The organism is Muricoccus vinaceus (assembly GCF_042433125.1).
Classification (GTDB): Bacteria; Pseudomonadota; Alphaproteobacteria; order Acetobacterales; family Acetobacteraceae; genus Roseomonas; species Roseomonas vinacea.
The window spans coordinates 156,018-182,779 of record NZ_JBHLVZ010000069.1; the positions used below are offsets into that span (position 1 = coordinate 156,018).

Here is a 26,762-nt window from a genome sequence, read left to right on the forward strand (position 1 = left end):
CCGGCGCCCCCGGCGGCGAGGCGCGCGCCCCACCAGGAACCGCCCCATGGCCGCCGAAACCACTCCCACCTTCGACCGGGTGGCCGACATCATCGCGGAAAACAGCGAGGTGGCCCGCGACAGCATCACGCCGGACAGCCACGTCACCGAGGACCTCGGCATCGACAGCCTGGACTTCCTCGACATCGTCTTCGCGATCGACAAGGCCTTCGGCATCAAGGTGCCCGTGGAGAAGTGGACGCAGGAGGTGAATGCCGGCGAGAAGCCCGCGGACCACTACTTCGTCATAAAGAACCTCGCGACCCGCATCGACGAGCTGGTCGCCGCCAAGGCGGGCTGAGGCGCCCATGCGCCTCGAATACTTCCAGATGATCGACCGCGTGGTGTCGCTGGACGGCGACGCCATCGTGGTGGAAAGCCGCGTGCCCGAGGCCTCGCCGGTGTTCGAGGGCCATTTCCCCGGCCATCCCCTGGTTCCCGGCGTGCTGCTGGTGGAAACCATGGCGCAGGCCAGCGGCTGGCTCATCCTGGGCCGCAACAACTTCGCCCGCATGCCCTTCCTGATGACGGTGAAGGAGGCGAAGTTCCGCTCCTTCGTGGGCCCCGACGCACCGCTCGACGTGTCCGCCCGCATCTCCCACGAGGGCTCCGGCTACACCGTGACCGAGGCCCGCCTGACCAGCGGCGGCAAGCGCATCGCCGAGGCCGAGATCCTGCTGCGCACCATGGACTTCCCCAACCCCGAGCTGGAGGCGGCGATGCGCGCCACCGCCGCCCGGATCGGCCTGCCGGGTTACGCGGCATGACGCGCCAGGACGTGGTGATCACCGGCATCGGCCTCGTCACCGCCCTCGGCGAGGGCCCCGACGCGCATTGGGACGCCCTCTCCGCCGGCACCTCGCCGGTGGTGGACAACACCACCTACGCCCCCTGGCCCGTCCACCCCCTGCCGCCGCTCACCCTCGACCGGCAGATCCCCAAGAAGGGCGACCAGCGCCAGATGGAGCCCTGGCAGCGCCTGGGCACCTATGCCGCGGGCCTGGCCATCGACGACGCCGACGCCCGCGCCCTGGTGGACGACATGCACCTCATCGTCGCCGCCGGCGGCGGCGAGCGCGACCTGGCGCTGGACGAGCAGGTGAACGCCGAGCTGGCCGAGGCGAATGACGGCGCCCGCCTGAACGAGCTGCTGGCCACCGGCCTCCGACCCACCCTCTTCCTTGCCCAGCTTTCCAACCTGCTGGCCGGCAACATCTCCATCGTCCACGGCGTCACCGGCTCGTCCCGCACCTTCATGGGCGAGGAGAGCGCGGCCGCCGACGCGCTCCGCATCGCCCATGCCCGCCTCGCCGAAGGCCGCGGCGGCATCGCCCTGGTCGGCGGCGCCATGACCGCCCAGCGCTGGGACCTGCTGCTGCTCTACCGCGGCGAGGACGGCCTCTGGCAGGGCCCGCACAAGTCGCTCTCCGAACGCGAGCGGCCGGGCATGGTGCTCGGCGGCATGGCCGGCTTCCTGGTGCTGGAAACCGCCGAGCACGCCCGCGCCCGCGGCGCCCGGATCCTCGCGCGCCTCGATGCCGTGGCCAGCAACGCCGCCCGCCGCGCCGCGCCGGGAGAGGCTGCCGCCTCCGCGCAGTCGCTCCTGTCCCAGGTCGCGCCCGGAGGCGTGGATGCCGTCATCTCCGGCGCCACCGGCGCACCCGCTGCCTGGAAGGAGGAGGAGAGCTTCCTTCAAGGCGTCGGCGCACCGGTCCGCCGGCCGGGGAGCCTGATCGGCCACGGGGTGGAAGGCGCCTTCCCCGCCCATGTCGGCCTCGCCGCCCTCGCGCTCCACCGTGGCGGCTTCTTCGCCCCCATGGACCCCGCCGACGCGCCGATGGACCCCGAGGACGCTCCCTCCCGCATCCTCGTCACCGGCTTCGGCCAGTGGCGCGGCGAAGCCCTCGCCACCGTCTCCCGCGCGGAATTCTGAAGCCATGCGCGACCATCTCGGCCGCCCCCTCGTCGCCGTCACCGGCATCGGCGCCGTCACCTCGCTGGGCTTCGGCGTGGCCGAGAGCTGGTCGCGCCTGCTCGCCGGCCAGTCCGGCATCCGCCGCATCACCCGCTTCCCGACCGACCACCTCCGCACCACCATCGCCGGCTGCGTGGACCTCCCGGAGGAGCGCGGCCAGCCCTTCACCAGCCCCATACGCGTCGAGCACATGGCCGCCTTCGTTATCGAGGAGGCCATCACCGAGGCGGGCATCGGTGCCAGGGGCCGCTTTCCCGGCCCCCTCTTCCTCGGCATGCCGCCGGTCGAGGTGGAGTGGCCCGCCCGCTTCGACCTCGCCCGCAAGGGGCACGATCCCTCCTATCCCGGCATGACCGCCACCGCCGCGGGGCGGCACGACATCTACGAGACCTTTCTTTATGGCGGCATCGGCGAGCGTCTGGCCGCGCGCTTCGGCACGCGGGGCGCACCGATCTCGCTGACCACCGCCTGCGCCACCGGAGCCTCCGCCATCCAGCTCGGCCTGGAAGCCATCCAGCGGGGCGAGTGCGACGCCTGCATCGCGCTCGGCGCCGACGGCTCCGTGCATGCCGAGGCCCTGATCCGCTTCTCGCTCCTCTCGGCGCTGTCCACCCGCAACGACACGCCGGAAAAGGCCTCCCGCCCCTTCGAGAAGTCGCGCGACGGCTTCGTCATGGCCGAGGGCGCGGCGGCCCTGATCCTGGAGGATTACGACGCGGCGAAGGCGCGTGGCGCCACGATCATCGGCCTCGTCTCCGGCGCGGGGGAGCGCGCGGACAACTTCCACCGCACGCGCTCCAACCCCGATGGCCGCGCCATCGTCGGCGCCATGCGCAACGCGCTGGCCGATGCCGGGCTGGAACCGGGGCAGATCTCCTACGTCAACGGCCACGGCACCGGCACGCCCGAGAACGACAAGATGGAGAACTTCGGCATGCGCGCCGTGTTCGGCGACAACGCGCCGCCCATCTCCTCCAACAAGAGCATGATCGGCCACACGCTTTCCGCCGCCGGCGCGCTGGAAGCGGCCTTCTCCCTGCTCGCCATCCGCGACGGGCGCCTGCCGCCCACCATCAACCACGACGAGCCCGACCCGAACATCACGCTCGACGTGGTGCCCAACGTCGCGCGCGACGCGACGGTGCGGCACGTGTTGTCCAATTCCTTCGGCTTCGGCGGCCAGAACGTCTGCCTGGTCCTTTCGGCGGAACCCACCTGATGCGCGCCCTCCGCCTGCATGGCGACCGCGACCTCCGCCTCGAAAACATCCCCGAGCCCCCGCCGCCCGGGCCGGGCGAGGTGCGGCTGCGCATGCGCGCCGTGGCGCTGAACCACATCGATGTCTGGGGCTGGCGCGGCATGGCCTTCACCCAGCGCAAGCTGCCGATCTGCGTCGGCGCGGAAGCCGTCGGCGAGGTCGTGGCCCTCGGCGAGGGCGTCGAGGGCTGGAAGACCGGCGACCGCGTCGCGCCCTATGGCGCCCAGACCTGCGGCCACTGCCAGGCCTGCGTGGAAGGCCGCGACAACCTCTGCGAGAACGTCTCGGGCGTGATGGGCTTCCATCTCGACGGCTTCGCCCAGGAATACGTGAACCAGAAGGCCCGCCTTCTCGTGCGCGTGCCGGACGCGGTGCCCGACAACGACGCCGCCTGCGCCGCCATCACCTTCTCCACGGTCGAGCACATGCTGTTCGACAACGCGAAGCTGCAGCCGGGCGAGACCATCCTGATCCAGGCCGCGGGATCGGGCATCGGCACGGTGGCCATCAAGGAGGCCAAGGCGCTGGGCTGCACCGTCATCGCCACCGCCGGCGACGACGAGAAGTGCGCCAAGGCCGCGGCACTCGGGGCCGACCACGTGGTGAACTACAGCGAGAAGAACTTCGCCTCCTTCGCGCGGCGCGTCACGGGCAAGCGCGGCGTGGACGTGGTGTTCGAGCATGTCGGCGCCACCACCTGGGCGGGATCGCTGCTGGCGCTCAGGATGGGCGGGCGCCTCGTCACCTGCGGCAGCACCTCGGGCGTCTCGGCCGAGACGAACCTGATGATGATCTTCCAGCGCCAGCTTCGCATCTTCGGCTCCTTCGGCGCCTCCATGCGCAACGTGGCGGACGGTTTGGCCAAGATGGCCGGCGGCATGTCCCCCGTGCTGGACCGCGTGATCCCGCTGGAGAACTTCGCCGAAGGGCTGGACCGGCTGGAAAGCCGCCGCGTCTTCGGCAAGATCGTGGTCACCATTTGACCATGGCAGGGAAGGGCGGCGGCCCGGCCGATGCCGCGCTGTCGGCCCTCACACGGCTCGGCTTCTCCGTGCCGCGCGCGCTGGGCCCGGATCTCGCGCCCCGCATCGGCGCCGCCGTCGCGCGCCGCCTCGGCCCCTTCACCGGCGCGCACCGCATCGCGATGGACAACATCGCCGCCGCCTTTCCCGAGAAGGACGCCGATTGGCACCGCCGCATCGCGGATGAGGCCTGGGACAACCTCGGCCGTGTCGCCTGCGAGTACGTCCACATCGACCGCATCTGGGACCTCACCGAGCCCCGGGACCCCAACGGCCGCATCGAGGTGGACGACGCCACCTATGCCCGCTTCACCGAGCTGCGCGAGAGCGGCGGCCCCGTGCTGATCTTCGCCGCCCACCTCGCGAACTGGGAGCTGCCGGCCGTGGCCGCCGCCCGCCATGGGCTGGACGCCGCCGTGCTCTACCGCACGCCGAACAGCCGCGCGGTGGCCCGGGAAATCCTGGCGCTGCGGCAGAGCGCCATGGGTGAGCTGATCCCCGCCGGCCTCATGGCCCCCACCAAGCTCGCCAAGGCGCTCCAGCGGGGCGCTGTGGTCGGCATGGTGGTGGACCAGCGCTTCGCCCGCGGCCCGCGCATCGACTTCCTGGGCCGCCCCGCCCAGGCCAACCCGCTGCTGGCCAACCTGGCCCGCCGCTTCGACTGCCCCGTGCGCGGGGCGCGGGCCATCCGGCTGGAGGGCGGCCGCTTCCGCCTGGAACTGACCGATCCCCTGCCGATGCCGCGCGACGCGGAAGGTCTGATCGACGTGCCCGCCGCCACCCAGGCGATCAACGACGTGATCGCCGGCTGGGTGCGCGAACACCCGGGGCAGTGGCTGTGGATGCACCGCCGCTGGCGGTGAGCCGGCCTCAGCGCAGCAGCGTGTTTCGCAGGAAGTCCTTCACAGCCGCCTTCACCGCCGCCTCCCCGGCCGCGTCGTGCCCCACATGGGCCCCCCGCGCAACGCAGGCGGCGGTGCGCAGCACATAGGGCTCGCTGGTCCCGGCCACGCGCACCACGCCGCCCTCGCCTTCCTCCAGCGCGCAGTTGCGCGTGCTCTGCGCCGTGGGCACCGGCACGAGCGGCGCCGAGAGCGGGCTGTCGAAGCCGTGCTGCCCGTTGGGGTACTCCGCCAGCGTCGCGTCCGCGCCCGCTTCCCGCAGGCGCCGCACGAAGTCGCGGCAGGGCGCCACCGGCACGTAGTCGTCGGCGGTGCCGTGGTGCAGGCGGATCGGCACGGGCGAGACCTGCGTGTCCCCCTCGTAGCGGACGTTGCAGGGCGTGTAGAGGCCGATATGCGCCGCGAAGCGGCGCTCACCTCCATACATCCGCCGGAAGCGCTCGCTGGCCGAATACACCGCGGCGACCGCCCCCTTGGAAAAGCCCATCACCGCGATGCGGTCGGCGCGGAGGCGCGGGTGCTCCGACAGGCGGTCCAGCGCGCGATAGGCATCCACCATCATCGCCAGCGAATTGAGCTGGTCCTGGTCCTCCACCGTGCTCACGATGCCCCGGCCCGAGAAGCTGTCCAGGATGAAGGCGGCCACGCCGACCGAATTCAGCTCCCGCGCCCAGAGATCGGCCGAGCCCGAGATGCCGCCCGAGCCGTGCACCATCACCACCGCGGGCACGCGCCCGGTGGCCCCCGGCGGCAGGCGCAGTTCCCCGGCCAGCCAAGCCTCGCGCCCCGGCGCGCCGCCGCGCAGGAACTCCTCCCCCGTCAGCGTGGTGCTGCGGATCGGGATCGCCTCGATCCGGCTGGGCGGCCGCTGCGGCGGCTGGGTTTGCGCATGGCCGGGGACCGAGAGGACCAGCGCGCCCCCAATCAGGGCACCGAGCCAGGCAAGCGGGCGTCGTGTCATGGATTCGTTCCTCATGGCACAATGCTCCGCCCGGCCGGACATGGCGGTCAACCGCCCCGGAGCATCCCGATGATCCCCGAGAAGTCCGTGCCCGCCCCGCCTTCCTCCACGAAACGGCGGTACAGCTCCAGCGCCCGTGCCCCCATCGGCGTCGCCGCCCCCGTCTCCCCCGCCGCCTGCTGCGCGAGGCCCAGGTCCTTCAGCATCAGCGCCGCCGCGAAGCCGGGCTTGTAGTCCCGGTTCGCCGGGCTGCCCGGCACTGGCCCGGGCACCGGGCAGTAGGTGGTCAGCGACCAGCACTGCCCCGAGGACTTGGACGCCACCTCGAACAGCGCCTCGTGCGAGAGGCCGAGCTTCTCGGCGAGCACGAAGGCCTCGCAGGTGCCGATCATGCTGACCGCCAGCAGCATGTTGTTGCAGGCCTTGGCCGCCTGCCCCGCGCCGGCCGCCCCGCAATGCACCACCGTACGGCCCATGGCGCGCAGCACCGGCTCCGCCCGCGCGAAGCCCTCCTCCGGCCCGCCGACCATGAAGGTCAGCGTGCCCGCTTCCGCGCCCATCACCCCGCCCGAAACCGGTGCGTCCAGGAAGGGCCGTCCCGCCGCGCCCGCGACCTCGCGCGCGGTCGCGACATCGATGGTGGAGCAGTCGATCAGCACGGCCTCCGGCCCGGCCGCAGCGGCCAGGCCGCCCGCGCCCAGCCAGGCCTCGCGCACGTGCTGGCCGGCCGGAAGCATGGTGAGCACGAACTCCGCTCCCCCTGCCGCATCGGCGCCGGAAGCGGCCGGGGCGGCGCCCTCCGCCCGGGCCATGGCCTCCGCCGAGAGATCGAAGACGGCAACCTCATGCCCGGCCCTGGCGAGGTTGCGGGCCATGGGCGCCCCCATGTTTCCCAATCCGACGAAGCCGATCCTGGCCACGGTTCCTCCTGATCCTGTTGGAAGGGAGGCTAGGCCACGGCCCTTCGGCCGGCAAATCCAAGGCGGCCGTCGCTCAGGCCGCCTCCATCTCCACGCCGCCGAGGGAAGCCGGCAGCGTGATCGGGGCGGCGAAGGCCAGCCCTATCCCCTCCGCTCCCCGGTTGGACACCACCTTGCAGGGCAAGCGAAGCCCTCGTCCCGGCAGGCGCAGCTCCGCCGCCGTTCCCGCGTGGCAGGTGGCGCCCACCAGCACCCGCGCGCCCTGCTCCGACAGATCGACCACCTGGCCCGCATGGACCTCGCCGGCGATCAGCAGCTCGCAAGGCTCATCCACCGTCCGGCGGTGATGGGTCCGCCGCTCCGCCTCGGCCACCGAGGTGCGGACCGAATGCACCATGCTGCTGCGCGAGTGGCTGGCCCTCTCCGCCAGCCCGCCGGCCTCGGCGCGGAGGCGCCGGGCCTTTCCACTGGCTTCCGCCGCGATCTGCAGCACCCCCGCCATCACCTCGGTCACCGATTGCGCCGCCGTCGCCGCCTCGGCGACCGAACGGCTGATCTCGCGCGTCGCGTCGCTCTGCTGCTCCATGGCGGCGGCGATCGCGGCGGAAACCTCGTCGATCTGGCCAACCTTGCCGCTGATGCGCGCCACCGCGCCCACCGTGTCCGTGGTGGCCTGCTGGATCTGCGCGATCTGCCGGGCGATCTCCTCCGTGGCCTTCTCGGTCTGTCCCGCCAGCTTCTTCACCTCGCCGGCGACCACCGCGAAGCTCCGGCCGGATTCACCGGCTCGTGCCGCCTCGATCGTGGCGTTGAGCGCCAGGAGATGGGTCTGGCTGGCGATGTCCGCGATCAGGGAGGTGATCTGCCCGACCTGCTCCACCTCGCTGCGCAAATGGCGGATGGCCTGTTGCGCGGCGTCGCTTTCCTCCACCGCCGCCCGCGTCGTGTCGCTCGCCTCGTTCACCCGCTCCGTGATGCCGCCGATGGACACCGCCAGTTCCTCTGCGGCGGCGGCCATGGTCTGGGCGCTCGCCAGCGCATCCCCCGCGGCGCGCACCGCGGTTTCGGCGTGCACGCCCACGGAATCCGCCGCGTCGGCCATGCCGGTGGCCTCGCCGGCCATTTCCACCGTCGTTGCCGTCACCTCGTCGCTGGAACGATGGGCCGCGGCCTCTACCTCGTCGGCCATCTCCCGCAGCGCCGCGACGCGCTCAAGCGCGGCGTCGCGTTCGCGCTGCGCCCTGACCTCCTCGGCATAGGCCAGCTTGGCCCGCAGGCTGCGGAGGAAGCCGGTGACGGAGCGCAGCTCCGGCACCGCGGAATCCTCGATCGCTTCCCGCAGGTCGCCGCGCGCGAGCGCGCCGAACTGCACGTCGATCCGCCGAAAGGCGCGCCGCATCCGGGCCACCGTCGTGACGGCATGGGCCGTCACCAGCAGCGCGACACCGAACAGGGCGCCCGCCCGCATCTCCCATCCCACGCCATAGGCCCCGGCCACCAGGCTGGCTGCGACGGCAGCTCCAACGAAGCCGAGATCAATCGCGATCCCGGCCGCGATGCCTCGTGTCGCCGCAAGGCAGCGCGCGGCTGGCCCGCTGCGGACGATCGCGCCGCCCATGACGCGGAGCCCTCGGCCACGCCCCTCCCGGATGGCCGCGTAGGCGGCCTCCGCCGCCGCGACCTCGGCCTTGTCGGGGCGGGTGCGGATGGAGATGAAGCCTTGCAGCACGCCGCCTTCCATCACCGGCGTCACATTGGCCCGCACCCAGTAGAAGGCGCCGTCCTTGGCCCGGTTCTTCACCAATCCTTCCCAAGGCTTGCCCGCCCGGACCGTGCGCCACAGATCGTGAAAGGCGGCCTGCGGCATGTGCGGGTGGCGGACGAGGTTGTGCGGCGCGCCGATCAGCTCCTCGCGCGTGAAGCCGCTGACCTGCACGAAGGCGTCGTTGGCAAAGGTGATCCGCCCGCTTGTGTCCGTTTGCGACACCAGCAGGGCAGCCTCGGGAAGTGGCACCTCCTTGGTGGTGATCGGTCCGTTGTCACGCATTGTCGCTGCCCTCCGGCCAGGCTCGGCTCGTCAGGCGGCATTTTGGCACGATGTCGTTATGAATTCCTGAAAGGCGGCGCTCAGGCCCGCGCCTAAACCGGCACCTCGCCCGGCGGCTTGAGCGCCGTCAGCACGAAGGAGGAGCGGGTTTCCTTCACCCCGGGCATGCGCAGCAGGGCGCGCATGGCGAAGTCGGCGTAGGATTCGAAATCCGCGGCGAGGATATGCAGAAGGTAGTCCATCTCCCCGCTCATGGCATAGGCCGCCAGCACCTCCGGTCGGGCCGATAGGGCGCGCTGGAAGCCCTCCACCACATCCTCCGCATGGCTGGACAGGGCCACCATCACGAAGGCCTGCAAAGGCAGGCCCACGCGGCCGGGATCGATCACGGCGGCATAACGCCCGATCACCCCCTCCTCCTCCAGCCGCCGCAGGCGCCGCTGGCAAGGGGTGGGCGAAAGCCCGACCTGCTCGGCCAGCGTCACCACCGGCAAGCGCCCGTCCCGCTGGAGCGCGCGCAGGATGCGCCGATCCACGGCATCGAGAACCGGAGTGCTTTTCGCCATCCTAACCCCCCAGCACAGTGGCTTATCCCTCAATCTGCCCGGCCACCCGGTGCGATTTGCCGCCTTTCACCGGAGTAGCCGTCCTATCCTGGATGCAACAAGGGAGTTCACGCCATGGAAGCCACGATCCAACCGGTTCCGGACAGCACCCCGGGCATCCTCGGCACCGCCGCCCTGCCCCAGGGCCTGCGCGGCGACTACGACCGTGCCCGCCCCGATGGCACCCTGCCGGAGGGCACCATGGAGCGATCCGGAGAGGACCATGCCACCTGGCGCACGCTGGTCGCCCGCCAGCGGGCCATCTTTCCCGGGCGGGCCGCCTCCGCCTGGCTGGAAGGGCTGGACCGCCTTCGCTGCGACAGCGCCGTGCCCACGCTCCACGATGCCTCCGCCATTCTTCGGGCCGCCACCGGCTGGGAGCTCGTCCCCTGCCCGGGCCTGCTGCCGGACGCGCAGTTCTTCGCGCTGCTCGCCCGCCGCCGCTTTCCCGTCACGGAATGGATCCGCCGCCCCGAGGAACTGGACTACATCGTGGAGCCCGACATCTTCCACGACTTCCTCGGCCATGTGCCGCTCCTGACCAATCCCGACTACGCCAGCTTCCTCGAAGCCTATGGCCGTCTCGGGCTCGACGCCGAGGCCCGCGGCCAGCTCGCGCCGCTCGCCCGCTTCTACTGGTTCATGGTGGAATTCGGCCTGATCGCCGAGCGCGACGGGCTGCGCGCCTATGGCGCGGGCATCCTGTCCTCCCGCACCGAAACTCTGCATGCCCTCGCGCCGCAGGACCGTCCGGGTGCGCCGCAACGCCTGCGCTTCAACATGGCCCGCGTGCTCCGTAGCGCCTACCGGATCGACGACGTGCAGCCCGCCTATTTCGTCATCCGCGACTTCGCCGAGCTTTATGCCGCCATTGAGCAGGCCCCTGCCCTGCTGGAGGACGCCTTGGCCGCCGCCTCCATCCCACCCGGTGCCATCACGCCTGGCGACGTGCCGTGGGGGGCTCAGAACCTCGTCAGGTGACCGCGCGCCCCCGCTTCGTCCAGGGCGCGCTGCGCGTCCCGCAGCGCGGCCCGCCGGAGCGTCGCGGCCTGCAGGCCGGCCAGTTCCTCCACCGCACGCTCGGCCGCCCGTGCCGCGGCCAGGGCGACGCCTGCCTGCTCCGCCCGCAGCCCCGCCTGCCTGGCCGCCGCCGCCGCCGCGTCGCGCTGCGCCACGCCGCGCGGAAGCCAGGCCGCGTAGCCGCCCCCGTGCCGCCCTTCCTCCAGCAGGGCCCGCGCGGCGGCCAGCGCCGTCCGCTCTGCGGCTTCGCACCGGGCCAGGTCCTCAGCCAGGTGCCGGCGGGCGGCCATCGTCTCCGCCCCGCGCAGCCGTGCCAGCACCGCGAGGGGATTCGGCCTCATGCTTCGGGCCCCATAGCCAGCGCCAGCGCCGCGAAGGCTCCGGCCACGCTGCCGGCCTCCTCCTTGCCCTGGCGCAACACCTCCTCGATCGCCGGGGCGACTCGCATCGCTTCGTCGACCGCCGGGTCGCTGCCGGCCCGGTAGGCGCCCAGCCGCACCATGTCCGCCATGTCCCGGTGCAGCGCGAGGATCCGCCGCGCCCGGAACAGGATGGCCCGCTCCGGCGGCTCCAGACAGCCGGGCACGGTGCGGGAGAGGCTGCGCAGCACGTCCACCGCCGGGTAGCGTCCACCTTCCCCGATCCGCCGGTCCAGCACCACGTGACCGTCCAGGATGCCGCGCACGGCATCGGCCACGGGCTCGTCGTGGTCGTCCCCCTCCACCAGCACGGTGAACAGCCCGGTGATCGAACCGGCACAGTCCTCGGCGCCGGGTCCTGCCCGCTCCAGCAAGCGTGGCAACTCGGCGAAGACGCTCGGTGGATAGCCCCGTGTCGCCGGCGGCTCCCCGGCGGAAAGTCCAATCTCGCGCAGCGCCATGGCGAAACGCGTCACGCTGTCCATCAACAGCAACACGCGCTTGCCTTGGTCCCGGAAGTGCTCCGCCACCGCCATGGCCGCCAGCGCCGCATCCCGCCGCATCAGCGGTGCCTGGTCGGAGGTCGCGCAGACCACCACGCTGCGCGCCAGCCCCGCCGCGCCCAGGTCGTCCTCCACGAATTCGCGCAGCTCCCGCCCGCGCTCACCCACCAGCCCGATCACCGCCACGTCGCAATCCGCATGGCGCGCCAGCATGGCCATCAGGCTGGACTTGCCCACGCCCGAGGCCGCGAAAAGCCCCAGCCGCTGCCCGCGCCGTGCGGTGGCGAAGGCGTCCAGCGCGCGCACGCCCAGGTCCAGCCGTGGCCCGAGCCGCGCCCGTGTGCCGGCCTCCGGCGGCTGCGCGCGCAGCCGCCGGAGGCCGGGGCCCTGCGGCAGCGGGCCGCGCCCATCCACCGGCCGCCCGCGGGGGTCCACAACCCGCCCCAGCCAGGTCTCGCTGGGGTAAACCGCGAGAGAGCCGGCATCCTCCACGCGCGCGCCGACCGCCATCCCCTCGAGTCCCTGCCCTCCCACCGCCAGCGCCACGCCATCCCGCACGGACACAACCTCGGCGTGCATACCCGGCCCGACCCCAATGCGAACATCGATGCAACCACCGATAGGCGGTTGCGGGAACAGACCGGCAACTTCCAAGGAGAGCCCGTGGACCGCCCGAACCTGACCGTGGCGGCTCAGAACACTGACATTGCTCATCAAATTTGGAGCATGCCTCAACCCGGAGATCGCCTTTCCAGGGGAGCAGAGCATTTTTTTATCCTCAGTCTCGTATCTTAATACACCTTGATGATGAAAATACCCCTTCACCACTCGCGCATAAGTTGTCTAAATGCATTCGGAACGAGAGAGGAACGAACAATGCGCGTTCTGCTGGTGGAAGACGACCTGACCACGTCGCGCGGGGTCACCCTCATGCTCAAAACCCAGGGCATGATCGTGGATGCCGCCGACACCGGGGAGGAGGCGCTCGAGCTCGCCCGGCTCTACGACTACGACATCGTGATCCTCGACCTCATGCTGCCGGACATGGAAGGCTACGAGGTGGTGCGCCGCCTGCGTGCCGCACGCAGCAACACCCCTGTGCTGATCCTGTCCGGCCTGTCCCGGCCAGGAGCGAAGGTGAAGGGCTTCGGCCTCGGCGCGGACGACTTCATCGTGAAGCCCTTCGACAGCCAGGAGCTGATCGCCCGCATCCAGGCCATCGTCCGCCGCACCAAGGGCTTCGCCCAGCCCAGCATCACCGTTGGCCGACTGACCCTGGACCTCAGCGCGCGGGAGGCCACCGTCGCCGGCCGGCCGGTTCACCTGACGGGCAAGGAATACGCGATCCTGGAGCTCCTCACCCTCCGGAAAGGCATGGTGATGACCAAGGAAGCCTTCCTGAACCACCTTTATGGCGGAATGGACGAACCAGAGGTGAAGATCATCGACGTCTTCATCTGCAAGCTCCGCAAGAAGCTGGCGCAAGCTGGATGCGACGAACTGATCGGCACCGTATGGGGCCGCGGCTACGTGCTCCGCGATCCCGCCTCCTCGCCGATGCGCTCGCTCAACGCGGCCGATGCGGGCGGCGGGAATGCCACCGGCTCCCTGGCGCGCACGGCGGCCTGAGCGAGGGAAAGCGCCCTTCGTCCGCCCCGCATGGCACGGGCAGTCTCCTCCTTACGAGCGAGGAGCGCCCGTGCGCCCCTTCACGCCGCAGCCGGAGAGCGCGGCACATACGGCACCCGCCCGGGCGTCGAGCCCGCTGTTCAGGCCGCTGCCGCCCGCCCCGCGAGCGAATAGACGCCTCGCTCTCCCTGCATGGTCGCGAAGCGATCAGTCAGCCCTAACACCGTTTCCGCGCCGCCGAGATAAAGCATCCCGTCCGGTGCCAGCCGATCCGCCAACGCCGAGAGCACCCGCGTCTTTGTTGGCGCATCGAAGTAGATGAGCACGTTGCGGCAGAAGATGACGTCGAACGTGCCGAGGGGCCGCAGGTCACCCAGGAGGTTGCCCGTCTCGAACCGGGCCAGCGCCCGCATGGCGGCGGAGATGCGCCACTGTGTGCCCTCCTGCCGGAAATGCTTCACCAGCATCTGCACGGGAAGCCCGCGCTGGACCTCGAACTGCGAGTAAAGCCCTTCCCGCGCCCGGCGCACCACCTCCTGGCTGAGATCCGTCCCGACCACCTCGATGCGCGACGCCAGTCCAAGGGCCTCGGCCACCATGCAGACGGAATACCCCTCCTGCCCCGTGGAGCAGGCGGCGGACAGCACGCGCAACCGCTGGGCTCCGCCGCGGGCCGCCGCCATCCGGGGCAGCACGCGGCGCAGGTGCTCGAAGGGCTTGCCATCGCGGAAGAAAAAGGACTCGTTGGTGGTCAGTGCCTCCGTCACGGCGGTCGCCAGGCGCTCGCTCCCCGGCGCGCGCAACCTGGCCGCCAGAGCGTCCAGCCCGGCCAGCCCGTGCTCGCGCATCAGCCCTCCGAGACGCGTGTCCAACATGTAGGCCTTGTCGGCCCCCAGCACGATTCCGGCACGCGAGCGGACCAGCCCCGCAATCGTCTCGAAGGCTGCTCCGCTCACGACGCCATTCTCCCTGTCTCCGCGCCCGCCCCGGCCAGGATGGCCGAAACCCTGGCGCCCAACCGCTCCGGCGGCAGCAACTCCCGTGCGAGGCCCGCCCGCGCCACTGCGCCTGGCATGCCCCAAACCACCGAGGACGCCTCGTCCTGCGCCATTACCGTCCCGCCCGCGGCGGAAAGGCTCCGGCAACCGGACAGTCCGTCCTGGCCCATGCCGGTCAGGATCACCGCCAGCACCCGTCCCTCGCAAGCACGCTCGGCGCTGCGCAGCATCGGGTCCACAGCGGGGCGGCAGAAGTGCTCGGGCGGGTCGTCGCGCAGGCGCGCCACCAGCCCGTCCCCGCCCCGCTCCACCAGAAGGTGCCGGTCTCCCGGCGCCAGATAGGCATGGCCCGCCTGCAGCAACTCGCCTTCCTTCGCTTCCGTAACGCGCAGCACGCCCAATCGATCCAGGTGGTCGGCCAGCATGGCGGTAAAGCCCGCGGGCATGTGCTGCACGATCACCAGCGGCACCGAAGGCAAGACAGACAGGCCCCGCACGAACGCAGCCAGCGCCTGCGGCCCCCCGGTGGAGGAGCCCACCGCCACCAGCGAGGGCCGCCGCGCCGACTGTGGCCTTGCCGGCCGAACCGGCTCGGCCGGGGCGGACGCGGCAGACACCGGTGGGCGTGGCCCGACGATCCCTCCCACATGCTGCGGCATGGGCGCAGAGGGGGCCGGAGCCTGCTGCGCCGCGGCCGGTGGCGGAAGCGATGCCTGGCGCATTCGCGCCCAACCCTTCACCTTTTCCAGCAGTTCGGCCCGGAACACCGGGTCCGCTGCCCCGCCACGACCCGCCCCGGGCTTGGGGATGTAGTCGCAGGCCCCGGCCCGCAGCGCCGCCATGGCCGCGGCCGCGCCCCGCTGCGTCAGCGCGCTCGCCACGATCACCGCCAAGCGCGGCGCCGCGCGCATCATCAGCGGCAAGGCCGTCATGCCGTCCATCACCGGCATCTCGAGGTCGAGCAGCACCACGTCCGGCCGGGCGGAGGGCAGCGCGTCCAGCGCTTGCCGCCCGTCCGCAACGCGCGCCACCACCTCGATCGCGGAGTCCGCACCCAGCAGCCGCGCGAGGAGGCCGCGCACCGTCGCGCTGTCGTCACAGATCATCACCCGCACAGGGCGGGCGTCGTGCGCGGCGGCCACGCCCGTCAGGGCGCCCGGCATTCCGCCCGGAGATGCCCCGCTCACGCCACCTCGCCTGGCAGCAGCCCGAGCACCTCGAGCTTGCCCGCAAGGATCGCCTCGTCGAAGGGCTTCATGATGTATTCCTGCGCGCCACCCTCCAGCGCCGTCACGATGCGCGAGAAGTCGCTCTCGGTGGTGCAGAGCATGATGCGCGGTTCGTCAGGGCCGAACTCCTCCCGCGCGTGGCGGAGGAAGGTGATGCCGTCCATGACCGGCATGTTCCAGTCCAGCAGCACAAGCGTGGGCAGCGCGGCGCGGCAGGCCTCCAGCGCCTGCTGACCATCCTCGGCCTCGCGCACGGCGAAGCCCAATGCCTCCAGCATCCGCCGCGCGGCACGCCGCACCGTGCGGCTGTCATCCACCACCAGACAGTCCGGCATCTCCCGTCCTCCTCAGCCGATATCCAGGACGCGCTCGACGTCCAGCATGATCAGCAGGCGCCCTGGGGCCTCCCCGCCGTCCGGAACATTCTGGTGCACGCCGGCGCAGACACCCTGCCACAGCGGATCCAGGGTCGGCGGATTGGGGGCCAGGCCGGATTCGGGCAGAGCCAGCACGTCACCGACCGAATCGGCCAGCAGTGCGTAGAGCTCGCCGCCGCCTTCCACCACCACGCTCATCGGGGGCGGGCCGGCCGGATTGCGCGGCGGCAGGCCCAGCCGGCGCCGCAGGTCCACCGCGGTCACGATGCGCCCGCGCAGGTTCAGCCCGCCCGCGACCTCGGGTGGCGCCAGCGGGATAGGCGTGATGGCCTGCGGCCCGAGGATGTCCCGCACCCCCAGGACCGGCACGCCGCAGAGTTGCCCTGCGACGGTGAGGGTGAGAATGGCGGCGTCGGCTGCGGCGGGCACTGGGGCGCGGCGGTGGGCCAGGGCGGCTTCCATGTTCAGCTCCTGCTGGATGGGATGGTGCGGTTCAGCGCCGGCCGGCCGGCATCTCGGCCAGACAGCCGCGCAGCGCCCCGAGCAGGGCGTCGCGGTCGAACTTCGGCACGTGGTCCGCGAAGCCCGCCTCGCGGCTGCGGGCCACCGCCGCCGCATCGGTGTGCGAGGTCAGCGCGATCATCGGCGTGTCGTGCCAGGCGCCGCCGTCGCGCACGGCCCGTGCCAGGCCCAGCCCGTCCAGCTCCGGCATCTCGATGTCCGAGACGATGGCGTCGAAGCTTTCCCCGGCCTCGCGCAGCTTCAGCGCCTGCGTGCCGCTCGCCGCCGCCGTCACCTCGAAGCCGGCGGCGCCGAGGGCGGGGACCAGCATGTTGCGGAAGAAGGCGCTGTCCTCCACCACCAGGATGCGCGGGCGGCTGGTCGAGGCGGGGCGCTGAGGCCCGAACCAGTCCTCACCGGCCTGCCGCAGCCACCAGGCGCAGTCCACCACCTCCGTCGCGCGGCCCGCGATCACGGCGGTGCCGAGGAAGCCGGGCCGCTCCTGTCCATTCTCGATCTTCAGCGTTTCCTCGACCACGTCGAGGATCTCGTCCACGGCCAGGCCCATCGCGCGGCCGCTGTCGTTGAACACCAGCACGGCCTGCCGCCCGCCGGGCTCGGGCGGCACCCAGCCTTCGGTCATCGGCACCAGCGGCATCAGCGCGCCGCGGTACTGCACCACGGGCAGGCCGTGCGACATCTCGATCCGCTCCGCCGGCAGGTCCTCCAGCCGGGCGATGAGGCCCAGCGGCACCGCGCGCGGCGCGCCACCACCCGCGCGGAACAGCAGCAGCGACAGGCGCTCGGCCGAGGTCGCGGCGGCGACGGAAGCGCCGCGCCGGTCCTCCTGCATCGCCTCCGCACCCACGCCCGTGGCGCGGGCGATGCCGTTCGGGTCCAGGATCATGATCACCGACCCGTCGCCGAGGATGGTGTTGCCGCTGAACATCGTGACGTGGCGAAGGATCGGCGCCACCGGCTTCACCACGATCTCCTCCGTGTCGAAGACGCGGTCCACGATGATGCCGAACAGGTTCTGCCCGACCTGTGTCACCACCACGAAGCCGCCGCGCTCCGCCGAGGCCTTGGTCTCCTCGGCCGGACGATCGTCCAGGCGCAGCAGGCGCGACAGCGAAACCAGCGGCAGCAACCGGTCGCGCAGCCGCAGCACGGGCGCGTCCTTGATGTGCATCACCCCGTCGCCGGCCCGCACCAGCTCCACCACGCCGATCTGCGGGATGGCGAAGCGTTCGCCGCCCGCCTCGACGATCAGGGCGGAGACGATGGCGAGCGTCAGCGGGATCTTGATGAGGAAGGTGGTGCCGCGCCCCTCGCGGGAGCGGAGGTCGATGGTGCCGCCGATCTTCTCCACGTTGGTCTTCACCACGTCCATGCCGACGCCGCGGCCGGATACGGAGGTGACGCTGGCGGCGGTGGAGAAGCCGGCGCGGAAGATGAAGCGCTGGATGTCGCGCTCCCCCATTCCCGCCAGCTCCTGCTCGGTGGCCAACCCTTGTGCCAGCACCTTGGCGCGGATCTTCTCCACGGGCAGGCCGCGGCCGTCGTCGCCCACCTCGATGATGATGTGCCCGCCCTCGTGATAGGCGTCGAGCATGATGCGGCCGGCCTCGGGCTTGCCGGCCTCGCGCCGCTCGGCCGGGCCCTCGAGCCCGTGGTCGCCGGAGTTGCGGACCATGTGGGTCAGCGGGTCGCGGATCATCTCCAGCACCTGCCGGTCGAGCTCCGTGTCGGCGCCGCGCATCTCCAGCTCGATCCGCTTGCCCAGCTCGCGCGACAGGTCGCGCACGAGGCGGGGCAGGCCCTTCCAGGCATTGCCGATCGGCTGCATGCGGGTCTTCATCACCCCTTCCTGCAGCTCGGAGGTGATGTGCGACAGGCGCTGCAAGGGGCCGGTCAGCGCCGTGTCGTTGCGCGCGCGGGAGAGCTGGAGGAGCTGGTTGCGCGTCAGCACGAGCTCGCTCACCAGGGTCATCAGGCTTTCCAGCACGTCCACGTTCACGCGCAGCGTCTGGGCCACGCCGATGCCCTCGGCGGCCGGGGCGGGGGGCTCGGCGGCACCCGGCCTGGCTTCGGCGGCCTTCGTCCCCTCCCCCTTCGTGCCGGCCGGCCTCAGTTCAACCGCCCTCGCTTCCTGCTCGGCTTCGGGCGGACTGTCCGGCCCTGGCTCCGGCTCGCCCGGGACAGCCTCCTCCGCGGCACCGGCGCCGCTGGGCCGGCGCTCGGCGGCGGGGGGGCCTTCGGGGATCGCAGGCGCGTCCTCGGCCGCCGCCTGGCCGGCGAACACCGCGTCCAGCTCGGCGATGATGGCACTGTCGTCACCCGGCGGCTCGGTGCCGGATGCCTCCAGCCCCGCCATGATCTCACGCACGCGGTCCACCACCCGCAGGATCAGCGATACCCCGCCCGAGGTGACGGGCAGCGAGCCGTCCCGGTAGCGGCCCAGCACGTTTTCCCCGGCATGGGCCACCCGCTCCAACCGGCCGAGGCCGAGAAAGCCGCAGGTTCCCTTGATGGTGTGGATGAGGCGAAAGATCTCCCCGATCGTGCGGGGGTCGTCCGGGTGCCGTTCCAGGCGCAGCAGCGCTGTGTCGAGCCCGGCCAGCCCCTCGCCCGTCTCGGTCAGGAAATCGGCGATCAAATCGTCCATGGGAATCCCGCAAGCCATCTGCGGGGAACAGGATGCGGGGCGGGGCCAAAGATTCGGTAAAGCCCCGCCGCTTCTCATGGCTGGTGCGGGGATGCGCCGGCGCGCCTGGACATGCTGCCGTGAGGGGTGAGCGTCAGGGGCGCCGCCGCGCCGTCCCGGCCCATGGCCAGGGCCACCTCCATGCCCGCCGTTTCCGCCAGGTGCATCAGGAACGGCGCCATCACGTCGCGCGGGCCGCTCACCGCCTGCCCGGCCAGGGCGGCGGTCAGGGCGACGGGCCAGGCGGCGTTGCGCCCTTCCGGCCAAAGCGCCAGCCCTGAGCCGTCGCCCGCCAGATGCACCGCGCCGCCGCGCGGCAGGGCCTCGCTGCCCAGCATCACCGCGGCCAGCGCGAGCTGCGCCACCGGCGCGGGCAGCGGTTCCTCGGGCAGGCCCGACAGGTCCGCCGACACCCGCCCGCTCGAAAGGCTGCCGTCGAGAAGCTCCGCAAGCCCGCTCCGCCCCAGCGGCCCCGCCCCCGCCCCCGCCACAGCGCGCCAGAGCCGCAGCCGGAGCCGCATGGCGGCCGCTCCGTCCCGCGCGACGGACAGCGCCTCCACAGGCTCCACCTCCGCGAGGTCGAGGGCGCCGGACAGGGCACCCAGCGGGCCGCCGACATCGTGGCAAATGCGCGCGCAAAGATCCTGCGCGATGGACAGCACGTTCATCCGTGCGCTCCTGAAGGGAAGGCCCTTTTTGCCACCTGCGGCCTTGATGGCTAGTAAAGCGGGCGGAGGGGAAGGTCGGATTCCATCCTCGGCGAGGGCGATGGGTGGCATGGTCTCATGAACAGCATCTTCGAGCCCGGCCAGTATGTGCGCCACCCCGGCCGCCCCGAATGGGGCATGGGGCAGGTGCAGTCCGTGGTGGGCGACCGCGTGACGGTGAACTTCGAGAATGCGGGGAAGCTGCTGATCAACACCGCCCAGGTCGTGCTCGACATCATCGACGGCTCTGCGCCTTGACGCGCCCTGGCCAGCGGCCAGCCCCGGGCTGCCCGCGGTGCTGAGCGGGCCCGGCGGCATCCTCGCCGCGGCGGTGCTCACCCCCTCCTTCCTGCTCGCGGCCTTCGCCGTGGCGGTGGCGGGGGTGATGCGGGGCTATTCCGGCTTCGGCACGGCGATCCTGCTGGCGCCAATCCTTTCAACCCTCTGGGGACCCCGGGCCGGCGTGCCGGTGCTGCTGCTGATCGAACTGATCGTCTCGATCCAGCTCCTGCCGCGCTCCCTGCACGAAGCGGACCGGCGCATGGTGCTGCCGATCGGGCTTGCCGCGGTTCTGGCCACGCCGCTGGGCGCCTCGGTGCTGCTCTATGCCGATGGGCTCGTGCTGCGCCGGGCGATCGGGGCGCTGGTGCTGGTGTTCGGGCTCCTTCTCCTGTCCCCCTGGCGCTACCGGGGGCCGCGGCCCCTGCCGCTGAACCTCGCGGTCGGGGCGCTGGGCGGGCTGCTCAAGGGGGCCACGGGCATGTCGGGGCCACCCATCATCCTCTACTTCCTTTCCGGTCCGGAGGAGGCGCGGCGCCACCGGGCCAACCTCATCCTGTTCTTCGGGCTGATCGCGATCGTGGCCGTGGTCCCGCCCCTGCTGGCCGGGCTGATCGATGCGACGGCGATGATCCGCACGGCCGTGCTGCTGCCGCTGATGGTGATGTGCGTCCGGCTGGGGGCGCGACTGTTCCACGTGATTCCCACCGCCTGGTACCGCCGCTGCGCCTTCGGCGCGCTGGTGCTGGCCGGCGGCATCGCGCTGGCCGCATAGGCCCCGCCCTTGCGGAGGGTGGGGGTGGGGAGCCAAGTTCCCCTTTCCACTCCTCTCCTTTCCCCCTGGGAGCGCCCCCCTCCATGCTCGATCCGTTCGGCCGGCGGATCTCCTATCTCCGCGTCTCGGTGACGGACCGCTGCGACCTTCGCTGCGTCTATTGCATGGCCGAGGACATGACCTTCCTGCCGAAGAAGGAGCTTCTCACCCTGGAGGAGCTGGAGCGGCTCTGTGGCGCCTTCATCGACCTGGGTGTCGAGCGCATCCGCCTGACGGGCGGGGAGCCGCTGGTGCGGCGCGGGGTGATGCAGCTGTTCCAGGGGCTGGGGCGGCGCATCGGCGGCGGCGGCGGCCTCCAGGAGCTGACGGTCACCACCAACGGCACGCAGCTGACCAAGATGGCGGACGACCTGTTCCGCGCGGGCGTGCGGCGGATCAACGTGTCCATGGACACGCTGGACCCCGCCGCCTTCGCCGCCGTGACGCGCTGGGGCAAGCTGGACCAGACGCTGGACGGCATCTTCGCCGCCAAGGCCGCCGGGCTGGACGTGAAGATCAACGCCGTGGCGCTCCGCGGCGTGAACGAGCACGAATACGACCGCATGATCGCCTGGTGCGGCGAGCACGGCTTCGACCTGACGCTGATCGAGACCATGCCCATGGGCGACATCTCCGGCGACCGCACGGACCAGTACCTGCCGCTTTCCGCCGTGCGGCGCCGCATCGCCGAGCGCTGGACCCTGCTGCCGAGCGAGCACCGCACGGGCGGCCCCGCCCGCTACGACACGGTGGCCGAAACCGGGCGGCGGCTCGGCTTCATCACGCCCATGACCCACAACTTCTGCGAATCCTGCAACCGCGTGCGCCTGACCTGCACGGGCACCCTGTACATGTGCCTGGGCCAGGAGGACGCGGCGGACCTGCGCGCGCCGCTGCGCGACCCCTCGGTGGGCGATGCGGGCTTGCGGGATGCGATCCTCTCGGCCATTGCCCGCAAGCCGAAGGGGCATGACTTCGTCATCGGGCGCGATGCCCGCCCCTCGGTCGGCCGGCACATGAGCGTGACGGGCGGTTAGCGCGACAGGAGTGATGCGGCGTGCTGAATTCGGAACTCGTCGCCCGGCTGGCGATCCCCGGTCTGCCGGAATGGAGCGGGCTCGTCATCCTGCTGCTGGCGCTGCTCTTCGTGCTGGCCTTCGTGATGATGCCGTTCAGCGTCTTCGGCACCAAGTCGCGGCTGGACGCGATCGAGGCGCAGCTGGACGAGGTGCAGCAGGAGATCCGAAGCCTGGCGCTGCGCCTGCCCGAGCCCGGGGGAATGCGCCGCCGGCCCATCGCCGCCGAGGACGCCTATGACGACTCGCCCCTCGCCCGCTCCGAGGCCTCCCTGCGGGGTGCGCAGGCGCGCGAGGCCCATCTGCGGGAGGAGCGCGCCCCGCGGATGACCCCGCCCATCCCGCCCCCGCCCGCCTGGCCCGAGCCGGGCCGCGAGGGCGGCCGGGAGGCCGGGCGCCGGGCCGAGCCGCGGCTGGGCCCGCCGCGCCGGTAAGCGGCTCAGTTGCCGGCCGCGTCCAGCAGCCGGTCCGCGGTCTCGATCAGCCTGTCCCGCCAGGCCAGTGGCTCCAGCCATCGCGGCGGGATCCCTTCCAGTCCGTAGAGCGCGCCGGCCAGCTGCCCGGTGACGGCGCCCACCGAATCGGCGTCCTCGCCCAGGTTGACGGCGCGCACGAGCGCCGCCTCGAAGCTGGTTGTGCCCTCGATCGCCCAGAGCGCGGCCTCCATCGTGTGCACCACGTAGCCGGAGGACCGGATGGCGGCCCTTGGCCGGCCGCGCCAGGTGCCGGCGGCGATGGCCGCGACCGCGGGCTCCCCCTGCCATGGGCGTGGGGCGAGCACGGCCTCCCTCCCCTTCCCCGCCAGCGCGTCCCGCAGCAGGTCCGCGAGCAGGGCGCAGCCTTCCAGGGCCTCGGGCGCGGCATGGGTGGTGCGGCCCTGTTCCACCGCGATCCGCCGCGCCTCCGCGCCGTCCCGCGCCGCCAGCACCGCCGGGGCGAGGCGCATGACCGAGCCGTTGCCGGCGGAGCGGGGATCGGTGGAGCCGGCGAAGGGGTTCCCGTCGAGGCGGAAGCGCGACAGGGCATCGCGCGTGGCGATGCCGATGTCGAAGCAGGTGCCGGTGCAGGACAGCGCGCCCTCCCGCCACCAGGCGACGAAGCGCTCCATGAGGTCGCGGGGATCGAGGGCGGGATGGGCGATCAGGCTCTCGGCGAGGGCGAGGGCCATGCTGGTGTCGTCGGTCCACTGGCCGGGCTCCAGGCCGAAGGGGCCGCCGCCGGTCATCTCGCCGTGGTGGGGATGCTGGTCGCGCCGGGAGAATTCCAGCGTGGTGCCCAGGGCATCGCCCACGGCGAGGCCGAGGAGCGCGCCGCGGGCGCGGTCCCGGCGGGCGGGGGCGGCCATCAGCCCGCCTCGATCCCCGCGCTGCGCACGATCTGCTCCATGGCCGCGCGCTGGGCGGCGACATAGGCGGTGAAGGCCTCGGGATCGGTGCCCAGGGGAATGGCGCCGAGCGCGTCCAGGCGCTGCTTCACCGTCTCGTCCGCCAGCGCCGCGCGGGCGGCCTCGAACAGGCGCTGCACCACGGGGCGCGGCGTGCGGGCGGGAGCGTAGAGGCCGTTCCACTCGTTCAGCTCGTAGCCGGGGAAGCCCTGCTCGGCGATGGTCGGGACGTCCGGCAGCGGCGGGATGCGGGTGCTGGTGGTGACGCCCAGCGCGCGCAGCCGGCCGTCCCGCACGAGCTGGAGGGAGGAGGAGACGGTGCCGAACACAAAGGCGGTGCTGCCGCTCATCATGTCCTGCAGCGCCGCGGTGCCGCCGCGGTAGGGAACGTGCTGGATGTCGAGCCCGGCGCGCTGGAGGAAGAGGGCGGCCGCCAGATGCGCCGCCGTGGCATTGCCCGAGGAGCCGTAGGACAGGTTGGGCTGGCCCTTCGCCCAGGCGACGAACTCGGCGACCGTGCGGGCCGGAACCTTGGCGGGGTCCACCACCAGGAGCTGGGGCAGCACCACGACCTGGCTGATGGGCGCGAAGGCGGTGGCGTAGTCGAAGGGCATGCCGCGGAGAACGAAGGGGTTCACCACATGGGCGAGGGCATCGACCATGATGGTGTGGCCGTCCGGCGCGGAGCGGGCGAGTTCGCCGGCGCCGAGGCTGCCGCCCGCGCCGGGGCGGTTCTCCACCACGACCGGCTGGCCCAGCGCGGCGCCCATGGGCACCGCGAGAAGGCGGGCCGTGGTGTCCACGCCACCGCCGGGGGTGTAGGGCGCGAGCAGGCGGATCGGGCGGCTGGGCCAGGGCGCCTGGGCCTGGGCGGGGCCGGCGTGCAGCGCCGGCAGGGCGAGCGAGGCGCCGCCGAGGGCGAGCGAGGCGCCGCCGAGGCTCAGGGCAGCGCGGCGCGTGGTGTTCGGCATGGTGGTTCCTCCGTTTTCCCCTTCTAGCGGGAATCGGCGGGCCGCGCGCGGGGGCCGCCCATCGAAGCCGGCGGCGGCATGGCCTATCCTGCGCCCATGCCGCCCCGCCGCCCCTCCGCCCCCGATGACCTGTTCGGCGCCGCCGACCCGCCGCCGGAGGCGCGGGCCGAGGGGCCTCGGCCGCTGGCGGACCGGCTGCGGCCGCGGACGCTGGCGGATGTCGTCGGGCAGGAGCAGCTGCTGGGGCCGCAGGGATCGCTCAGCCGGATGCTCGGGCGGGGGGCGCTGGCCTCCCTGATCCTGTGGGGGCCGCCGGGGGTGGGGAAGACCACCATCGCCCGGCTGCTGGCGGAGGCGGCGGGGCTGCGCTTCGCCTCGCTGTCCGCGGTGTTCTCCGGGGTGGCCGACCTCAAGCGGGCCTTCGACGAGGCGCGGATGCGGCGGGCGAGCGGGCAGGTGACGCTGTTGTTCGTGGACGAGATCCATCGCTTCAACCGGGCCCAGCAGGACGGCTTCCTGCCGGTGGTGGAGGACGGGACCGTGGTGCTGGTGGGGGCGACCACCGAGAATCCCTCCTTCGCGCTGAACGGGGCGCTGCTGTCGCGCTGCCAGGTGATGGTGCTCAAGCGGCTGGACGACGCGGCGCTGGAGCTGCTGCTGGAGCGGGCCGAGGCGGAGGGCGGGCGCCCGCTGCCGCTGGACGAGGCCGCACGGGCCACGCTGCGCGCCATGGCGGATGGCGACGGGCGGTATCTGCTGAACATGGCGGAGCAGTTGCAGGCGCTGCCGGCGGGGACGCGGGCGCTGGACGTGGCGGGGCTGTCCTCGCTGCTGGCGCGCCGCGCCGCGCTCTACGACAAGGACCGGGAGGAGCACTACAACCTCATCTCGGCCCTGCATAAGTCGCTGCGGGGATCCGACCCCGACGCGGCGCTGTATTGGTTCGCGCGGATGATCAAGGGCGGCGAGGACGCGCGCTACATCGCGCGGCGGCTGCTGCGCTTCGCCTCCGAGGATGTGGGCGCGGCGGACCCGGCCTCGCTGACCCTGGCGCTGGCGGCCTGGGAAACCTATGAGCGGCTGGGCAGCCCGGAGGGGGAGCTGGCGCTGGCGCAGCTGGTGCTGCACCTGGCGGCGGCGCCCAAGTCCAACGCAGCCTATGTGGCCTGGAAGGCGGCACAGGCGGCGGCGGGGGAGACGGGGAGCCTGATGCCGCCCGCCAACATCCTGAACGCGCCGACGACGCTGATGAAGAGCCTCGGCTACGGGCGCGACTATGCCTATGACCACGACACGGAGGAGGGTTTCTCCGGCGCCAACTACTTCCCCGACGGGATGGAGCGGCTGCGGCTTTACCGGCCGACGGAGCGGGGGGCGGAGGCGCGGGTGGCGCGGCACCTGGAGCGGCTGGCGGCCCTCAGGGAGGAGAAGCGGTGAACCCGCTCTCGGCGGTGCCACTGCTCTGCGTGGCGGCGGGGGGCGCGGTGGGCTCTGTTCTGCGCCACCTCGTGGGGGTCTTGGCGCTGCGGCACCTCGGCGCGGATTTTCCCTGGGGGACGCTGGCGGTGAACGTGGCGGGGAGCCTGGTGATCGGGATCGTGGGCGGCGCGGTGGCGGCGGGCGCGGCGCTGGCGCCGGAGATGCGGCTGTTCCTGGTGACGGGCGTCCTGGGCGGGTTCACGACCTTTTCGGCCTTCTCGCTGGACACGGGGGCGCTGTTCGGGCGCTCGCCGGCGCTGGCGGCGGCCTATCTCGGCGTGACGATCGCGGGGGGGCTGGGGGCTTTCGCGGTGGGCTGGTTCACGGGGCAGAGGGTGGCATGAGCGGGACGGTGCGGCGGCAGGCGCCGGCGGCGGCGCGGAACCGGGGACCGATCCTGGCGGTGCTGCGGGACTGGCTGCCGGCGGAGGGGCTGGTGCTGGAGGTGGCGAGCGGCTCGGGCGAGCACGCCGTGCATTTCGCGGAGGCGTTGCCCGGGCTGGTGTTCCAGCCGAGCGATCCGGATGCGGGGGCGCTGGCGAGCATCGACGCCTGGGCGGAGGAGGCGGCGAACATCCGCGGGGCCGTGCGGCTGGACGCGGCCTCCGCCGACTGGCCGGTGGGGGCGGTGGATGCGGTGGTCTGCATCAACATGATCCACATCGCGCCCTGGGCGGCGGCCGAGGGGCTGGTGCGCGGCGCGGCGGCGCGGCTGCCATCGGGCGGGCCGCTGGTGCTTTACGGGCCTTACCGGGTGGGCGGCGCGCACACGGCGCCGAGCAACGCGGCCTTTGACGCCGACCTGCGGGCGCGCGACCCGGCCTGGGGCGTGCGGGACCTGGAGGCGGTGGCGGCGCTGGCCGGGGATGCGGGCTTCGGGGCGCCGGAGGTGCGGGCGATGCCGGCGAACAACCTGATGCTGCGGTTCCGCCGGGCGTAG

General features: G+C 72.4%; 29 protein-coding genes. 15 read left to right on the top strand and 14 right to left on the bottom strand.

The genetic code is table 11. The annotated features are described in order from the left end of the window. Positions 1–46: 46 nt before the first annotated feature. Genes ACFFIC_RS19715 through ACFFIC_RS19740 form a run of 6 tightly spaced genes read left to right on the top strand, consistent with a single transcriptional unit; the run spans position 47 to position 5,157 of the window. Positions 47–340, top strand: coding sequence for an acyl carrier protein (locus tag ACFFIC_RS19715; protein WP_377053498.1), 294 nt, complete (start codon positions 47–49; stop codon positions 338–340). A gap of 7 nt (positions 341–347) precedes the next feature. Next, positions 348–806, top strand: coding sequence for a 3-hydroxyacyl-ACP dehydratase FabZ family protein (locus ACFFIC_RS19720; RefSeq protein ID WP_377053500.1), 459 nt, complete (start codon positions 348–350; stop codon positions 804–806). After that, entirely contained in the window at positions 803–1,972 is a 1,170-nt protein-coding gene (locus ACFFIC_RS19725) for a beta-ketoacyl-ACP synthase (RefSeq protein ID WP_377053502.1), read from the top strand. Before ACFFIC_RS19720 ends, ACFFIC_RS19725 begins: the two co-directional genes overlap by 4 nt. A 4-nt stretch (positions 1,973–1,976) precedes the next feature. Beyond that, a complete protein-coding gene (locus tag ACFFIC_RS19730) occupies positions 1,977–3,233 on the top strand; it encodes a beta-ketoacyl-ACP synthase (protein ID WP_377053504.1) in 1,257 nt (418 codons plus the stop codon). Next, positions 3,233–4,255 (top strand): zinc-binding dehydrogenase, encoded by a 1,023-nt coding sequence (locus tag ACFFIC_RS19735; RefSeq protein WP_377053506.1) that lies wholly within the window; start codon positions 3,233–3,235, stop codon positions 4,253–4,255. Before ACFFIC_RS19730 ends, ACFFIC_RS19735 begins: the two co-directional genes overlap by 1 nt. Before the next feature lie 2 nt (positions 4,256–4,257). Then, positions 4,258–5,157 carry a lipid A biosynthesis lauroyl acyltransferase gene (locus ACFFIC_RS19740; protein WP_377053508.1) on the top strand — a complete coding sequence of 300 codons (900 nt, stop codon included), beginning with the start codon at positions 4,258–4,260 and terminating at the stop codon, positions 5,155–5,157. Positions 5,158–5,164: 7 nt separating this feature from the next. Here the strand turns inward: ACFFIC_RS19740 and ACFFIC_RS19745 are convergent, their stop codons facing one another. The 4 genes from ACFFIC_RS19745 to ACFFIC_RS19760 form a co-directional block, all read right to left on the bottom strand. Next, positions 5,165–6,157 (bottom strand): dienelactone hydrolase family protein, encoded by a 993-nt coding sequence (locus tag ACFFIC_RS19745; protein ID WP_377053510.1) that lies wholly within the window; start codon positions 6,155–6,157, stop codon positions 5,165–5,167. A gap of 47 nt (positions 6,158–6,204) precedes the next feature. After that, positions 6,205–7,077: a 3-hydroxyisobutyrate dehydrogenase gene (mmsB, locus tag ACFFIC_RS19750; RefSeq protein WP_377053512.1), complete on the bottom strand. Its 873-nt coding sequence runs from the start codon at positions 7,075–7,077 to the stop codon at positions 6,205–6,207. Positions 7,078–7,150: 73 nt separating this feature from the next. Next, complete coding sequence (locus ACFFIC_RS19755; protein WP_377053514.1) at positions 7,151–9,124, bottom strand: methyl-accepting chemotaxis protein; 1,974 nt, start codon at positions 9,122–9,124, stop codon at positions 7,151–7,153. A 92-nt stretch (positions 9,125–9,216) separates the two neighbouring features. Continuing rightward, positions 9,217–9,690: an Lrp/AsnC family transcriptional regulator gene (locus tag ACFFIC_RS19760; protein WP_377053516.1), complete on the bottom strand. Its 474-nt coding sequence runs from the start codon at positions 9,688–9,690 to the stop codon at positions 9,217–9,219. Between the two features lie 114 nt (positions 9,691–9,804). On the opposite strand from ACFFIC_RS19760, the gene phhA reads away from it, so the two are divergent. Further along, on the top strand, positions 9,805–10,710 hold the full coding sequence (gene phhA / locus ACFFIC_RS19765) for a phenylalanine 4-monooxygenase (RefSeq protein WP_377053518.1): 906 nt from the start codon (positions 9,805–9,807) through the stop codon (positions 10,708–10,710). Here phhA and ACFFIC_RS19770 read toward each other — a convergent pair. Beyond that, positions 10,692–11,090 carry a hypothetical protein gene (locus ACFFIC_RS19770; protein ID WP_377053520.1) on the bottom strand — a complete coding sequence of 133 codons (399 nt, stop codon included), beginning with the start codon at positions 11,088–11,090 and terminating at the stop codon, positions 10,692–10,694. The genes phhA and ACFFIC_RS19770 overlap by 19 nt on opposite strands. After that, on the bottom strand, positions 11,087–12,385 hold the full coding sequence (locus tag ACFFIC_RS19775) for a FliI/YscN family ATPase (RefSeq protein WP_377053522.1): 1,299 nt from the start codon (positions 12,383–12,385) through the stop codon (positions 11,087–11,089). Before ACFFIC_RS19775 ends, ACFFIC_RS19770 begins: the two co-directional genes overlap by 4 nt. Positions 12,386–12,547: 162 nt before the next feature. Between ACFFIC_RS19775 and ctrA the strand changes: the two genes are divergently transcribed. After that, on the top strand, positions 12,548–13,300 hold the full coding sequence (gene ctrA, locus ACFFIC_RS19780) for a response regulator transcription factor CtrA (protein WP_377053524.1): 753 nt from the start codon (positions 12,548–12,550) through the stop codon (positions 13,298–13,300). 140 nt (positions 13,301–13,440) lie between these two features. On the opposite strand, the gene ACFFIC_RS19785 is transcribed toward ctrA, so the two are convergent. The 6 genes from ACFFIC_RS19785 to ACFFIC_RS19810 form a co-directional block, all read right to left on the bottom strand. After that, on the bottom strand, positions 13,441–14,256 hold the full coding sequence (locus ACFFIC_RS19785; RefSeq protein ID WP_377053526.1) for a CheR family methyltransferase: 816 nt from the start codon (positions 14,254–14,256) through the stop codon (positions 13,441–13,443). Continuing rightward, positions 14,253–15,485, bottom strand: coding sequence for a chemotaxis-specific protein-glutamate methyltransferase CheB (cheB, locus tag ACFFIC_RS19790; RefSeq protein WP_377053528.1), 1,233 nt, complete (start codon positions 15,483–15,485; stop codon positions 14,253–14,255). The genes ACFFIC_RS19785 and cheB overlap by 4 nt, the downstream gene beginning before the upstream one ends. Then, a complete protein-coding gene (locus ACFFIC_RS19795) occupies positions 15,482–15,862 on the bottom strand; it encodes a response regulator (protein ID WP_377053530.1) in 381 nt (126 codons plus the stop codon). Before ACFFIC_RS19795 ends, cheB begins: the two co-directional genes overlap by 4 nt. Positions 15,863–15,874: 12 nt before the next feature. Beyond that, the gene (locus tag ACFFIC_RS19800) at positions 15,875–16,366 is read right to left on the bottom strand and encodes a chemotaxis protein CheW (protein WP_377053532.1); all 492 of its coding nucleotides are present in this window, start codon (positions 16,364–16,366) and stop codon (positions 15,875–15,877) included. Between the two features lie 31 nt (positions 16,367–16,397). Then, complete coding sequence (locus tag ACFFIC_RS19805; RefSeq protein WP_377053534.1) at positions 16,398–19,073, bottom strand: hybrid sensor histidine kinase/response regulator; 2,676 nt, start codon at positions 19,071–19,073, stop codon at positions 16,398–16,400. 74 nt (positions 19,074–19,147) lie between these two features. Beyond that, positions 19,148–19,780 (bottom strand): histidine phosphotransferase family protein, encoded by a 633-nt coding sequence (locus tag ACFFIC_RS19810; protein WP_377053536.1) that lies wholly within the window; start codon positions 19,778–19,780, stop codon positions 19,148–19,150. A 117-nt stretch (positions 19,781–19,897) separates the two neighbouring features. Between ACFFIC_RS19810 and ACFFIC_RS19815 the strand changes: the two genes are divergently transcribed. The 4 genes from ACFFIC_RS19815 (at position 19,898) to ACFFIC_RS19830 (ending at position 22,422) form a co-directional block, all read left to right on the top strand. Then, positions 19,898–20,077: a DUF3553 domain-containing protein gene (locus ACFFIC_RS19815; RefSeq protein WP_377053538.1), complete on the top strand. Its 180-nt coding sequence runs from the start codon at positions 19,898–19,900 to the stop codon at positions 20,075–20,077. Between the two features lie 37 nt (positions 20,078–20,114). Next, complete coding sequence (locus ACFFIC_RS19820; protein WP_377053540.1) at positions 20,115–20,873, top strand: sulfite exporter TauE/SafE family protein; 759 nt, start codon at positions 20,115–20,117, stop codon at positions 20,871–20,873. An 83-nt stretch (positions 20,874–20,956) separates the two neighbouring features. Beyond that, positions 20,957–21,949, top strand: coding sequence for a GTP 3',8-cyclase MoaA (moaA, locus tag ACFFIC_RS19825; RefSeq protein ID WP_377053542.1), 993 nt, complete (start codon positions 20,957–20,959; stop codon positions 21,947–21,949). A 20-nt stretch (positions 21,950–21,969) separates the two neighbouring features. Then, the gene (locus ACFFIC_RS19830) at positions 21,970–22,422 is read left to right on the top strand and encodes a hypothetical protein (protein ID WP_377053544.1); all 453 of its coding nucleotides are present in this window, start codon (positions 21,970–21,972) and stop codon (positions 22,420–22,422) included. A 5-nt stretch (positions 22,423–22,427) separates the two neighbouring features. Here ACFFIC_RS19830 and ACFFIC_RS19835 read toward each other — a convergent pair whose 3' ends face one another. Continuing rightward, complete coding sequence (locus ACFFIC_RS19835) at positions 22,428–23,333, bottom strand: ADP-ribosylglycohydrolase family protein (protein WP_377053545.1); 906 nt, start codon at positions 23,331–23,333, stop codon at positions 22,428–22,430. Next, a complete protein-coding gene (locus tag ACFFIC_RS19840) occupies positions 23,333–24,343 on the bottom strand; it encodes a Bug family tripartite tricarboxylate transporter substrate binding protein (RefSeq protein WP_377053547.1) in 1,011 nt (336 codons plus the stop codon). The genes ACFFIC_RS19835 and ACFFIC_RS19840 overlap by 1 nt, the downstream gene beginning before the upstream one ends. A 96-nt stretch (positions 24,344–24,439) precedes the next feature. On the opposite strand from ACFFIC_RS19840, the gene ACFFIC_RS19845 reads away from it, so the two are divergent. The 3 genes from ACFFIC_RS19845 to ACFFIC_RS19855 are packed head-to-tail and all read left to right on the top strand — an operon-like array spanning position 24,440 to position 26,762. Beyond that, positions 24,440–25,780, top strand: a complete 1,341-nt coding sequence (locus ACFFIC_RS19845; RefSeq protein ID WP_377053667.1) for a replication-associated recombination protein A — start codon at positions 24,440–24,442, stop codon at positions 25,778–25,780. Then, complete coding sequence (crcB, locus tag ACFFIC_RS19850; RefSeq protein WP_377053549.1) at positions 25,777–26,166, top strand: fluoride efflux transporter CrcB; 390 nt, start codon at positions 25,777–25,779, stop codon at positions 26,164–26,166. Before ACFFIC_RS19845 ends, crcB begins: the two co-directional genes overlap by 4 nt. Continuing rightward, positions 26,163–26,762 carry a DUF938 domain-containing protein gene (locus tag ACFFIC_RS19855; RefSeq protein WP_377053551.1) on the top strand — a complete coding sequence of 200 codons (600 nt, stop codon included), beginning with the start codon at positions 26,163–26,165 and terminating at the stop codon, positions 26,760–26,762. The genes crcB and ACFFIC_RS19855 overlap by 4 nt, the downstream gene beginning before the upstream one ends.

What these genes read in the sequence shown, in the direction of transcription:
- moaA (WP_377053542.1), top strand. Translation starts at nt 20,957, where the DNA reads ATGCTCGATCCGTTCGGCCGGCGGATCTCCTATCTCCGCGTCTCGGTG.
- ACFFIC_RS19725 (WP_377053502.1), top strand. Translation starts at nt 803, where the DNA reads ATGACGCGCCAGGACGTGGTGATCACCGGCATCGGCCTCGTCACCGCC.
- ACFFIC_RS19800 (WP_377053532.1), bottom strand. Translation starts at nt 16,366, where the DNA reads ATGGAAGCCGCCCTGGCCCACCGCCGCGCCCCAGTGCCCGCCGCAGCC.
- ACFFIC_RS19760 (WP_377053516.1), bottom strand. Translation starts at nt 9,690, where the DNA reads ATGGCGAAAAGCACTCCGGTTCTCGATGCCGTGGATCGGCGCATCCTG.
- ACFFIC_RS19855 (WP_377053551.1), top strand. Translation starts at nt 26,163, where the DNA reads ATGAGCGGGACGGTGCGGCGGCAGGCGCCGGCGGCGGCGCGGAACCGG.
- ACFFIC_RS19745 (WP_377053510.1), bottom strand. Translation starts at nt 6,157, where the DNA reads ATGACACGACGCCCGCTTGCCTGGCTCGGTGCCCTGATTGGGGGCGCG.
- ACFFIC_RS19795 (WP_377053530.1), bottom strand. Translation starts at nt 15,862, where the DNA reads ATGCCGGACTGTCTGGTGGTGGATGACAGCCGCACGGTGCGGCGTGCC.
- ACFFIC_RS19740 (WP_377053508.1), top strand. Translation starts at nt 4,258, where the DNA reads ATGGCAGGGAAGGGCGGCGGCCCGGCCGATGCCGCGCTGTCGGCCCTC.
- ACFFIC_RS19835 (WP_377053545.1), bottom strand. Translation starts at nt 23,333, where the DNA reads ATGGCCGCCCCCGCCCGCCGGGACCGCGCCCGCGGCGCGCTCCTCGGC.
- ACFFIC_RS19845 (WP_377053667.1), top strand. Translation starts at nt 24,440, where the DNA reads ATGCCGCCCCGCCGCCCCTCCGCCCCCGATGACCTGTTCGGCGCCGCC.
- ACFFIC_RS19805 (WP_377053534.1), bottom strand. Translation starts at nt 19,073, where the DNA reads ATGGACGATTTGATCGCCGATTTCCTGACCGAGACGGGCGAGGGGCTG.
- ACFFIC_RS19715 (WP_377053498.1), top strand. Translation starts at nt 47, where the DNA reads ATGGCCGCCGAAACCACTCCCACCTTCGACCGGGTGGCCGACATCATC.
- phhA (WP_377053518.1), top strand. Translation starts at nt 9,805, where the DNA reads ATGGAAGCCACGATCCAACCGGTTCCGGACAGCACCCCGGGCATCCTC.
- ACFFIC_RS19720 (WP_377053500.1), top strand. Translation starts at nt 348, where the DNA reads ATGCGCCTCGAATACTTCCAGATGATCGACCGCGTGGTGTCGCTGGAC.
- ACFFIC_RS19730 (WP_377053504.1), top strand. Translation starts at nt 1,977, where the DNA reads ATGCGCGACCATCTCGGCCGCCCCCTCGTCGCCGTCACCGGCATCGGC.
- ACFFIC_RS19815 (WP_377053538.1), top strand. Translation starts at nt 19,898, where the DNA reads ATGAACAGCATCTTCGAGCCCGGCCAGTATGTGCGCCACCCCGGCCGC.
- ACFFIC_RS19840 (WP_377053547.1), bottom strand. Translation starts at nt 24,343, where the DNA reads ATGCCGAACACCACGCGCCGCGCTGCCCTGAGCCTCGGCGGCGCCTCG.
- ACFFIC_RS19770 (WP_377053520.1), bottom strand. Translation starts at nt 11,090, where the DNA reads ATGAGGCCGAATCCCCTCGCGGTGCTGGCACGGCTGCGCGGGGCGGAG.
- ACFFIC_RS19755 (WP_377053514.1), bottom strand. Translation starts at nt 9,124, where the DNA reads ATGCGTGACAACGGACCGATCACCACCAAGGAGGTGCCACTTCCCGAG.
- ctrA (WP_377053524.1), top strand. Translation starts at nt 12,548, where the DNA reads ATGCGCGTTCTGCTGGTGGAAGACGACCTGACCACGTCGCGCGGGGTC.
- ACFFIC_RS19810 (WP_377053536.1), bottom strand. Translation starts at nt 19,780, where the DNA reads ATGAACGTGCTGTCCATCGCGCAGGATCTTTGCGCGCGCATTTGCCAC.
- ACFFIC_RS19735 (WP_377053506.1), top strand. Translation starts at nt 3,233, where the DNA reads ATGCGCGCCCTCCGCCTGCATGGCGACCGCGACCTCCGCCTCGAAAAC.
- ACFFIC_RS19775 (WP_377053522.1), bottom strand. Translation starts at nt 12,385, where the DNA reads ATGAGCAATGTCAGTGTTCTGAGCCGCCACGGTCAGGTTCGGGCGGTC.